Raw genomic sequence first — 9,707 nt, forward strand, 5'->3', positions numbered from 1 at the left:
GTGCTCGCCGGCCAGCTCGCGCCGGCGACGGCAGCCGTGGTGGTCCTGCTGCTCCTGGCTTTGGTGGAGCCGTTCGCAGCAATGACGACGGCGGTGCGCCAGTTCCCGGCGCTGCGGGCGGTGATGCAGCGCGTGGCGGCGTCCGGGGCACTGGAGGCGAACACCCGGGACCACAGCGTGCACCATGATTCCCAGGGGGCCTATGGCGATGGCCTGCACACTGTTCCTGCCCGTCCGGGTGGCCTTCCCGGCGTCGAACTGGCAGGCCTTTCAGCAGCCTGGCCTGGCGGTGCTCCCGTGTTCTCCGGCCTGGACGCCGCGGCGGAACCAGGGAGGTGGCTGGCCGTCACGGGCCCATCGGGGTCTGGAAAGTCCACGCTGTTGTCGGTGCTGCTCGGCTTCCTGCCGGTTGCCGCCGGACGGGTGGGCGTGACCGGGCGGACTGCCTGGTGCCCGCAGGAAGCGCACCTGTTTGATTCCACCATCCGGGGCAACCTGCTGCTGGGGCGGCCCGGCTCAGGTAACGGAACCGCCGGAAGCGGGAAAGAGTCGGACGACGATATGACAACTGCGCTGGCGTCGGTGGGCCTGGCCGGCCTGCTGGAGCGGCTGCCTGCGGGCCTGGACACGCGAATCGGTCCGGGTGGGGCATTCCTCAGCGGCGGGGAACGGCAGCGCCTGGCCGTGGCCCGCACCCTGATGACCGGGGCGGAGGTGATCCTGCTGGATGAGCCAACGGCCCACCTGGACGCCGAGTCGGCCCGGGCCATGCTGGCGGACCTGCGGCAGGGGCTGCGCCGCCGCACCGTCGTTTTGGTGACGCACAACCCGGCCGACATCCGGGGAGAGGACGCACGGCTGGTGCTTGCGCCCGGTTCCGGCACATCAAGCGAGGGGCACGCCCGTTCAGAGCACCAGGGTGACCACTTTGTGGCGTCGTTGGCGGGGGATCAGCCGTCCACGTCGTGAAGGTGGTGTACCACGTCGTGCAGAAAGTACTGGGAAAGCGTCAGGACTGTGAACTCCGAGCCGTTGCTGCGCAGCCCCCTGCGTCCCCACTCCGACTCCCGGACGCCGGCAAATGATTCCGCCGCCTGCTGTCCTTCGGCGGTGAGCTCGGCGCTGACCACCGCGGGGTCGGAGTTGGCGTAGTCCTTGTCGATGGCCGTCTGGTCCTGGTCCCAGTTGTCGAACCGTGCGTCGTCCGAATCGAGCATGAGGTTCAGCCGCTGGTCGAAAAGGCTGAACACGTCGCGGACGTGGCAGGCATACTCCAAAGCGGACCACGTGTGGTCGTCGGGACGCTCGGCCACGTCAGGCCGCCGCAGCACGGCGCGCCAGCGGGGGAGCAGGCTCCCGATACTGCCGGGGACGGTCGAGGGCGTGGCAGTGGAGGCATCGAACGAGCATTCCGGACAGGGACGGGTGAGGACCCAGGTCCAGTCCTTCTCATCAGGCACGATAGGCATGAGAGCAGTCTAAGCGGGATCCGGCCAGGCCATGGCAGGGCCTACCACCTCGACCGGCTGGGACAGCGGGACTCCCGAACCGTCACGCCGGCCGTGCTCCTGCGGCAGTGACCGGGCCACGCCGGCCGCTGATGAAGCCTTAGCGGGGCCGTGACCGGCCCACGCCAGCAGCAGTATGTCCTCGCCCTTCAGGAAGCGGTGTGCCCGCACTCCCGCCGTAGCGCGTCCCTTCGCAGGGTATTCCAAGAACCCTGTCACCTTGGCCGTGCCAGGCGCCGTGCCCGGCAGTGCCCCGGTGGTGCCGGCGATGGTCACCACCACTGCGGACTCGTCCTTGGGCTGGACGGCGCCGAAGAAGAGCACGCGGTCACCGGCAGCGAGCTTGATTCCCGCCATTCCGCCGGCGGTGCGCCCCTGTGGCCGGACCACGCCAGCACTGAACTTGAGCAGCTGCGCCTGGCTCGTCAGGAAGACGAGTTCGGCATCGTCGGCTCCCGCCGGCGCTACACCGACCACATAGTCCTTGTCCTTCAACGCAATGACTTCCCAGTCCTCGCGGTTCAGCGGATAGTCCGGCTGCACCCGCTTCACCACTCCCTGGGCCGTGCCGATGGCCAGCACCTCGTCGAGCGGGGCAAACGCCACCAGGCTTTCCCCCTTCAGTAAGGTGATGAAGTCCTTGGCCGGAACGCCGCCGGCAAGGTTCGGCAGCCCGGATACCGGCGGCAGGACGGGCATGTCCATCACCTGCAGGCGGAGCATGCGCCCCTGCGAGGTGACGGCAGCGATCTCGCCCCTGGCAGAAGTCTTGACGACGGACGTGTACACGTCGTGCTTCGTCCTGGGTCCCGCCTCTGCCAGCGGCTCCCGGTTACTGGTGCGCGCTATCTGGCCCGAGGCGGTCAGGATGGCCCAGCAGGGGTCATCGGCGATTTCCAGCGCCAGCGGGAGTGCCTTGCCCTTTTTCCCGTTGGCCGGCGCCAGATCGACGGCGACAGTGGGGGAGACAGCCTCGGATTCGAGCAATACGGTCCGCCGCGGGGTGCCGTGCTCTTCGGCGATGGCACCAAGTTCGTCCGACACCAGGGTCCGGAGCCGCTCCTCTGAACCGAGGATGGCCTCGAGCTCAGCGATGTCACGGCGCAGCTCGTCCTGTTCCTTTTCCAGCTCAATCCGTGAGTACTTGGTCAGCTGGCGCAGCCGCAGCTCCAGGATGTAGTTCGCCTGGATTTCCGTGAGGTCGTAGATGGACATCAGGCGGGCGCGGGCAGCGGCAGCCTCGTCCGAGGACCGGATGATCTGGATGACCTCATCGATGTCCACGATGGCGATGAGGAGGCCTTCCACCAGGTGCAGGCGGTCCTTCTTCTTCCCCAGCCGGAAAACAGTCCGGCGGCGCACCACGTCGATCCGGTGGTCCACGTACACGGTCAGCAGCTGCACCAGGCCCAGTGTCTGGGGCTGGCCGTCCACCAGGGTGACGTTGTTGATGCCGAAGGAGTCCTCCATCGGCGAATAGCGGTAGAGCTGCTGGAGCACCGCGTTGGGGTTGAAGCCGTTCTTGAGTTCGATGACCAGGCGCAGGCCGTGCTTGCGGTCGGTCAGGTCAACGATGTCGCTGATGCCTGTCAGCTTTTTTGAGTTGACGGCGTCCTTGATCTTCTCGATGACCTTTTCCGGGCCCACCATGTAGGGAAGCTCGGTGACCACCAGGCCGGTCCGGCGCGCGGAAAGCTGTTCGACTTCCACCTTGGCCCGCGTCTTGAAAGACCCGCGGCCGGTGGCGTAGGCATCGCGGATACCGTCCAGTCCCACAATCCGCCCGCCGCTGGGCAGGTCCGGCCCGGGGACGAAGCGCATGATGTCATCCAGTGTGGCGTCCGGGTTGGCGATGAGGTGCCGGGCGGCGGAGATGACCTCCACAAGGTTGTGCGGGGCCATGTTGGTGGCCATGCCGACGGCGATGCCCGTGGCGCCGTTGACCAGCAGGTTGGGGAACGCGGCCGGCAGGACGTCCGGCTGGGTGAGCTGGTTGTCATAGTTGGGGACAAAGTCCACCACGTCCTCATCGAGATGGTCGGTGAGGGTGATGGCAGCAGCCGCGAGCCGCGCCTCGGTGTACCGCGGGGCGGCAGGGCCGTCGTCGAGCGAGCCGAAGTTGCCGTGCCCGTCAATCAGCGGCAGCCGCAGCGAGAAGTCCTGGGCCATGCGGACCATGGCGTCGTAGATGGCGGTGTCGCCGTGCGGGTGCAGCTTGCCCATGACCTCGCCAACCACACGGGCGCTCTTGACGTGTCCCCGGTCCGGGCGCAGGCCCATGTCGCTCATCATGTAGAGGATGCGGCGCTGCACCGGCTTGAGGCCGTCCCGGGCGTCCGGAAGCGCCCGCGAGTAGATCACCGAGTACGCATACTCCAGGAAGGAGCCTTCCATTTCGGAGGTGACATCGATGTCCACGATGTTCTCCGTGTAGGGGGAGCTGTCATCCACAGCGGGGGCGGAACTTTGGCGGCGGGCCATGGGGGTTGGTAAATCCTTCTGGGTACTGTGCAGCTGACGGGGGGGTGTGCTGCGGAAGTTTTTGGCTAGGCTAAGCCTATGGTGGATCAGCCCGGGGACGGCGAATATCCGGAACATTGGGAAGCCGATGTCGTGCTGCGGGACGGCGGGACAGCCCACTTGAGGCCGATCCACCCCTCCGATGCTGACGCTGTCCAGGCCTTCCACGTCGGGCAGTCGCAGGATTCAATCTACATGCGGTTCTTCGCCTTCAAGGCCAGGCTGTCCAGCAAGGAGCTCAAGCGCTTCACCGAGGTTGACTACAAGGACCGGGTGGCTTTCGTCATCACGATCCGTGGCGAAATCGTCGGCATTGGACGCTACGACCGGCTCAATGACCCCGCCGAAGCGGAGGTGGCGTTCAACATTGCCGATTCCCACCAGGGACGGGGAATCGGCTCCATCCTGCTGGAGCATCTGGCCACAGCGGCACATGAAAACGGCATCCGGCGCTTCAGTGCCGAGGTGCTGCCGGAAAACCGCAAGATGCTGAAGGTATTTTCCGAGGCCGGCTACGACGTCCGGCGGCATTTTGACGACGGCGTCGTCAGCCTCGAGTTCAACATCGACCCCACGGAGAAGTCACGTGCCGTGATGGAATCCCGGGAGCACCGCGCGGAGGCGAGGAGCGTGCGGGACCTGCTGACGCCGTCGTCCATTGCCGTGATCGGTGCCAGCCGCAAGTGGGGGACCGTCGGCTACCAGCTCCTGGAGCACATCATCGAGGGCGGCTTCAGCGGCCCCGTCTACGCCATCAACCCGGAAGCGCTGGAACTCGCCGGCATGATGTCGTTCGGCAAACTCTCCGAAGTCCCGGATCCCGTCCAGCTGGCCGTCGTCGCCGTCCCCTATGAGGAAGTCCCCGCCGTGGTGGCGGACTGCGCTGCCGCCGGCGTCAGGGGGCTGGTGATTGCCTCTGCAGGTTTCGCGGACGACGGCGAACGCGGCCTGCTGCGCCAGCGGGACCTGGTGCGGCAGGCCCGCGCAAGCGGCATGCGGGTTATCGGGCCGGCGTCGTTGGGAATCGTGAACACCAACCCTGACGTGTCATTGAACGCTTCGATGGCGCCCACCCTGCCGCTCCGGGGCGGGCTGGGCCTGTTCAGCCAGTCAGCGGCCATCGGCGTCTCGCTGTACGCCGCTTCCAGCCGGCGCCGGCTCGGCCTGTCCACGTTCCTGTCCGCCGGTAACCGGGCCGACGTCTCCGGCAACGACATGATGCAGTACTGGGAGGACGATCCCGATACGGCCGCCGTCGGGCTCTACCTTGAATCCATCGGCAACCCGCGCAAGTTTTCGCGCCTGGCCCGGCGGCTGGCGCGCACCCGACCGGTCATCGTGGCCAAGTCCGACGCCATGGGACTGCGGCTGCCGCCGGGGCACGCCGTACGCACAACCCAGGCGCCCTCCGGCGCGCTGGACGCGATGCTGCGCCAGTCCGGCGTCATCCGGGTGGAAACCATTGAACAGCTCATGGACGTCTCGCAGGTGGTTTCGGCCCAGCCGCTCCCCGTCGGCCCGGGACTTGCCATCTTTAGCAACTCCCAGGCGTTGGGCAAAGTCGTGGCGGACAGCGCGTCTTCCCAGGGCCTCATCGTCGCGGAACTGGCCACGGGCGTAGACCTCGACGCCGGCCAGTCGATTGCCCTGCCCGCCATGAGGGCCAGCCTGCTCAAGACACTCGAGTCCGATGCCGTCCACTCGGCCGTTGCGGCGCTGCTCCCTGCCCGCGGGCTGACCGTGGACAGCATCGCCGAAGTACTGGCCGAATGCTCGGCAACAGCCGGAAAGCCGGTGGTCGCCGCCTTCACCGGCATCCTTGACCCTTCCATATCCGTGGAGGGGATGCTGGGGTCCCAGGAACACGCGGTCCCTTGCTTTTCGAACCCGGGGGCTGCCGTCGCTGCGCTCGCTGCCGTGGTCCGCTACGCCGAATGGGTGTCCCGGGACCAGGGGCATTTCGTGGAACCCGAAGGGTGCAACCCCGAGCTTGCCCGGGCGGAAATCGAAGCGCTGCTCAGGGATGTCAGAGGTGAGCAGTTGAAGAAGCTGGACCCGGCAGCCGCGGCCTCACTGCTGGGCCACTATGGGATCAGGGTGCTGCCTTCAGTGGGCTTTGACAACCCCGACCAGGCCGTTGAAGCTGCGGATGCCCTGGGGTGGCCCGTGGTGCTGAAGACAACCGATCCGGCGCTGCGGCACCGGCTTGATCTTGGCGGGGTGCGGCTGGATATCCAGGATGCGGAATCGCTGCGGCAGAACGTGCTGCAGATGCGGCGCGTGCTCTCCAATTACGGGGACCCCGCGTTGGAAGTACAAAGGATGGCGCCGGTGGGGCAGGCCTGCACGTTCCGGGCCATCGAGGATCCGTTGCTGGGGCCGGTGATCTCCTTCGGGCTTGCCGGGGACGCCGTGAACCTGCTGGACGACTGGGCGCACCGCGTGCCGCCGCTCTCCGCCGCGGACGTCGACGACTTCATCCGCGCGCCACGGGCGGCGCAGAAGCTGTTTGGCTACCAGGGACTGCCGGCCGTGGACGTCAAGGCGCTTGAGGACCTCGCCGGCCGCCTCGCCTGGCTCAAGGACAACCACCCTGAAATCGCCCTGGTGGAACTCAACCCCGTCCTGTGCGGCACCTCGGGAGCCACCACCCTTGCTGCTGACGTACGCATCGCCAATGCCGCCCAGCGGACGGACAGCGCGCGGCGGGCAATGCTGGGCTGACGCGGTTAGCAAGTGACCGGCCGATCTGTGAAAATGGGGGAATGAGCTCACAGCCTCCCGCGTCGGCGCCCGAAACGCCCGGCAATGAAACCCAGGCAGTCCGCCACCACAGCTCACACAGCCACAGCGCCCAGGGCCAAAGCCTGGAAGGCGCCCTCCAGAAGGCAGGCTTCTATCCCCGCCTCGTGGCTGATGTCGTCGATGACGCCTTGGACGGCCGCGACTGTGTTGCCCACCTTGTGCACCTGGAAACCCACTTCGACCGTGCTGAAGTCCGGCGCCACATCACGGTGCTGGTGCTCACCTCGGACATGCTGGTGATCACCCACGTAGACGACCAGCAGCTGGACGAGGCCGGCGAGCAGATCGTCGCCCAGATCTCCACTGAATCTGTTCCCGTGGCCCAGATCCGGTCTGTCGTGCTGAGCTACATGTACTCGCAGCCGCAGAACTACAAGCCCTCTGACCCTGTCCGTGAAGTAACGCTGTCCATCGCCTGGTCTGGTGGCCAGCGGCTGGACATGGGTCCTGCCAGCTGCGGTGATCCCCAATGCGAAGCGGACCACGGCTACAGCGGAACCATCGCCCAGGAGGACATCGTCCTGCGCATCAGTGCCGAAGCGGACGGCCTGCAGGCAGTACAGGATGCCAAGCTTTTTGCCCGCGCACTTCGTGCCGTGAACACAGGTTCCCCCGCTCCGCAGCCGCACGTGCAGTCGATGGCGCCGCGGCCGCGGGCAGGAGTCTTCGGCAATCGCCTCAGCCGCGGCCACCAGCAGCGTTGATGCCCGAAGACCGCCACCTGAACGCTAACGTTTCCGCCCAGCCCCAGGTTGTCCTCCCGCCGGCGCCTGCCTACGGACAGCGCTCGATCGCCGACGTGCTCACCAGCGCCGCGGCAAGCCTGGGGGTGGACGGGTTTGCCAATACCCTTGGCCTGCCTGCCGCCTCTCGCGTGTGCGTGGTGTTGGCCGATGGCCTCGGCCGGAACCTGCTGAAGCAGAAATCGGCCCACACGCCCTTCCTCCGCTCAGTCATCCAGGCCGGTCAAGGGGCCGTGCCCGTCTGGCTGGATTCCACGTTCCCTTCCACCACCGCAGCCGCCCTGGCAAGTTTTGGCACCGGTCTCGCGCCGGGCCAGCACGGCATGGTGGGCTATGACGTGCTGGACCCGGAGCAGGATAAGGTGGTCAATCTGCTCGGAAACTGGGATCCCGGCGTCGACCCCGCTACATGGCAGCCGTTTCCCACTGTGCTGGAACGCGCCGGGGAACACGTGGACGTCACCACCGTCAGCCTCCCGCAATTCGGCGGCTCGCCCATGACCCGTGCAGCCTTGCGCGGCGGCACATTCATCTCGGCCACTACGGCGCACGCCCGGACGGAAGCTGCGGCCGAGGCTATGTCCTCCGCGGGTCCATCGTTGATGTACTTCTACCTCAACGAGCTGGACAAGGCCGGGCACCGCTACGGCTGCCAGTCCGAGCAATGGGAGCACCAGCTCGAAGAGCTTGACGCGACCATAAAGCGGCTCAACGCTTCCCTCCCGGCCGGCACCACTATCCTGCTCACGGCGGACCACGGCATGCTGGACGTCCCCGAGCAGCAGCGTATCGATTTCTCGGCAGAGCCTGCCTTGGTGGAAGGGGTCCGGCATACGGCAGGGGAGCCGCGGATGGTCCATCTCTACCTTGAGCACGGTGCAGGGGAGGACCTCCGGGACCGCCTGCTCACGGCATGGCGGGCACGCTTCGGCGAGCAGGTGTGGGCCTTCACCCGCGAGGAAGCACTCGCTGCGGGCCTGTTCGGCACCGTCCGTCCCGCCGTCGAGGGCAGGATTGGCGACATCATGATTGCGGCGAGGGACGCCGTCGCCCTGTACGACACACGCCGCGTCCGGCCCACCGCCATGGAAGTGGTGGGTCAGCACGGCTCGCTCACCAAGGCTGAGCGGGAGGTCCCCCTGCTCTGCTTCACGGCAGGCGGCAGGAGTCCCCGCCGTGGCTGAACTGGTCTTTTTCTCCGGCACCATGGACTGCGGTAAGTCGACGCTCGCCCTGCAAATGGACCACAACCACCGGGCCAGGGGCCGCGGTGGCGTGCGCTTCAGCCGAAACGACCGCGCCGGCGAATCGCGCATCTCAAGCCGCCTTGGCCTGCAGACTGACGCGGTTGAGGTGGCGGACGGCACCGACTTCTGGGAGGAAGTCATGCTGCGGCGCACGCAGGGGCAGCGGGTGGACTACCTGATCTGTGACGAGGCCCAGTTCTACACGCCGGAGCAGGTGGAACAGTTGGCGAAAGTCGTGGACGAGATCGACGTGGACGTGTTCGCGTTTGGTATCACTGCCGATTTCCGTACCCGGTTGTTTCCCGGTTCCCAGCGGCTTGTCGAACTTGCCGACAGGGTGCAGGTGCTGCAGGTGGAAGCGCTGTGCTGGTGCGGCCGGCGTGCCACCCACAATGCCCGGACGGTCGACGGCGTGATGGTCACCGAGGGTGCGCAGGTGGTGGTGGGCGACGTGGACATGGCGGGTGATTCCGCCGCGCCGTGGGGCAGCGACCACGTCCCGGTTGTGGGCTACGAGACCCTCTGCCGCAGGCACTATATGCGGCGTGTTACCGCCCATGGCGCCACCTTGATGGGCCAGCAGGACCCACTGCTGCCGTTCGAAGTCGATGCCTGCCTGTGGCGGGGGTCGGGTGGAGCCGGACCTACCGGGGCCTAGCGCCGGCACCAGGTTGCGTTCTCTGCATGAGGGCAGCTGGGCGGCCTCCTATGCGGTCCGGGACGCGCTGTTGACTGGCAGCCTTAGACGAGACTGGTCAATAAAAGCTCCAAAGTTGGTGGCCGGTGACCGGGCCGCCGGTGTCCTGGTCGCCGGTTCCCATGCCCTGACCACGTCCCTGCCCCGGGCCCTGGCGGCTTTGCAGGCCGGGACAATCTCCTGGGCG

At 67.0% G+C, this 9,707-nt stretch carries 7 protein-coding genes; 5 read left to right on the plus strand and 2 right to left on the minus strand.

Annotated elements, in window-relative coordinates; genetic code table 11:
- On the plus strand, nucleotides 1-969 hold a 969-nt coding region (locus tag AC5RWX_RS26365; protein WP_494099230.1), incomplete at its 5' end, for an ATP-binding cassette domain-containing protein.
- Here the strand turns inward: AC5RWX_RS26365 and AC5RWX_RS26370 are convergent.
- The gene (locus AC5RWX_RS26370; protein WP_494099231.1) at nucleotides 951-1,469 is read right to left on the minus strand and encodes a DinB family protein; all 519 of its coding nucleotides are present in this window, start codon (nucleotides 1,467-1,469) and stop codon (nucleotides 951-953) included. The two genes, AC5RWX_RS26365 and AC5RWX_RS26370, sit on opposite strands and share 19 nt — an antisense overlap.
- Nucleotides 1,470-1,478: 9 nt before the next feature.
- Nucleotides 1,479-3,989: a DNA gyrase/topoisomerase IV subunit A gene (locus AC5RWX_RS26375; RefSeq protein ID WP_494099232.1), complete on the minus strand. Its 2,511-nt coding sequence runs from the start codon at nucleotides 3,987-3,989 to the stop codon at nucleotides 1,479-1,481.
- 78 nt (nucleotides 3,990-4,067) lie between these two features.
- Between AC5RWX_RS26375 and AC5RWX_RS26380 the strand changes: the two genes are divergently transcribed.
- The 4 genes from AC5RWX_RS26380 to AC5RWX_RS26395 are packed head-to-tail and all read left to right on the plus strand — an operon-like array spanning nucleotide 4,068 to nucleotide 9,481.
- Nucleotides 4,068-6,752 (plus strand): bifunctional acetate--CoA ligase family protein/GNAT family N-acetyltransferase, encoded by a 2,685-nt coding sequence (locus AC5RWX_RS26380; protein ID WP_494099233.1) that lies wholly within the window; start codon nucleotides 4,068-4,070, stop codon nucleotides 6,750-6,752.
- Nucleotides 6,753-6,793: 41 nt separating this feature from the next.
- Nucleotides 6,794-7,537, plus strand: coding sequence for a DUF5998 family protein (locus AC5RWX_RS26385; protein WP_494099234.1), 744 nt, complete (start codon nucleotides 6,794-6,796; stop codon nucleotides 7,535-7,537).
- Nucleotides 7,537-8,760 carry an alkaline phosphatase family protein gene (locus AC5RWX_RS26390; RefSeq protein ID WP_494099235.1) on the plus strand — a complete coding sequence of 408 codons (1,224 nt, stop codon included), beginning with the start codon at nucleotides 7,537-7,539 and terminating at the stop codon, nucleotides 8,758-8,760. The genes AC5RWX_RS26385 and AC5RWX_RS26390 overlap by 1 nt, the downstream gene beginning before the upstream one ends.
- Nucleotides 8,753-9,481, plus strand: a complete 729-nt coding sequence (locus AC5RWX_RS26395; protein WP_494099236.1) for a thymidine kinase — start codon at nucleotides 8,753-8,755, stop codon at nucleotides 9,479-9,481. Before AC5RWX_RS26390 ends, AC5RWX_RS26395 begins: the two co-directional genes overlap by 8 nt.
- The last annotated feature ends 226 nt before the right edge of the window (nucleotides 9,482-9,707 follow it).

This window comes from Arthrobacter sp. SPT-J7, assembly GCF_059089965.1.

Coding starts and splice junctions, on each gene's coding strand:
- AC5RWX_RS26390 (WP_494099235.1), top strand. CDS start 7,537: ATGCCCGAAGACCGCCACCTGAACGCTAACGTTTCCGCCCAGCCCCAG.
- AC5RWX_RS26375 (WP_494099232.1), bottom strand. CDS start 3,989: ATGGCCCGCCGCCAAAGTTCCGCCCCCGCTGTGGATGACAGCTCCCCC.
- AC5RWX_RS26385 (WP_494099234.1), top strand. CDS start 6,794: ATGAGCTCACAGCCTCCCGCGTCGGCGCCCGAAACGCCCGGCAATGAA.
- AC5RWX_RS26370 (WP_494099231.1), bottom strand. CDS start 1,469: ATGCCTATCGTGCCTGATGAGAAGGACTGGACCTGGGTCCTCACCCGT.
- AC5RWX_RS26380 (WP_494099233.1), top strand. CDS start 4,068: ATGGTGGATCAGCCCGGGGACGGCGAATATCCGGAACATTGGGAAGCC.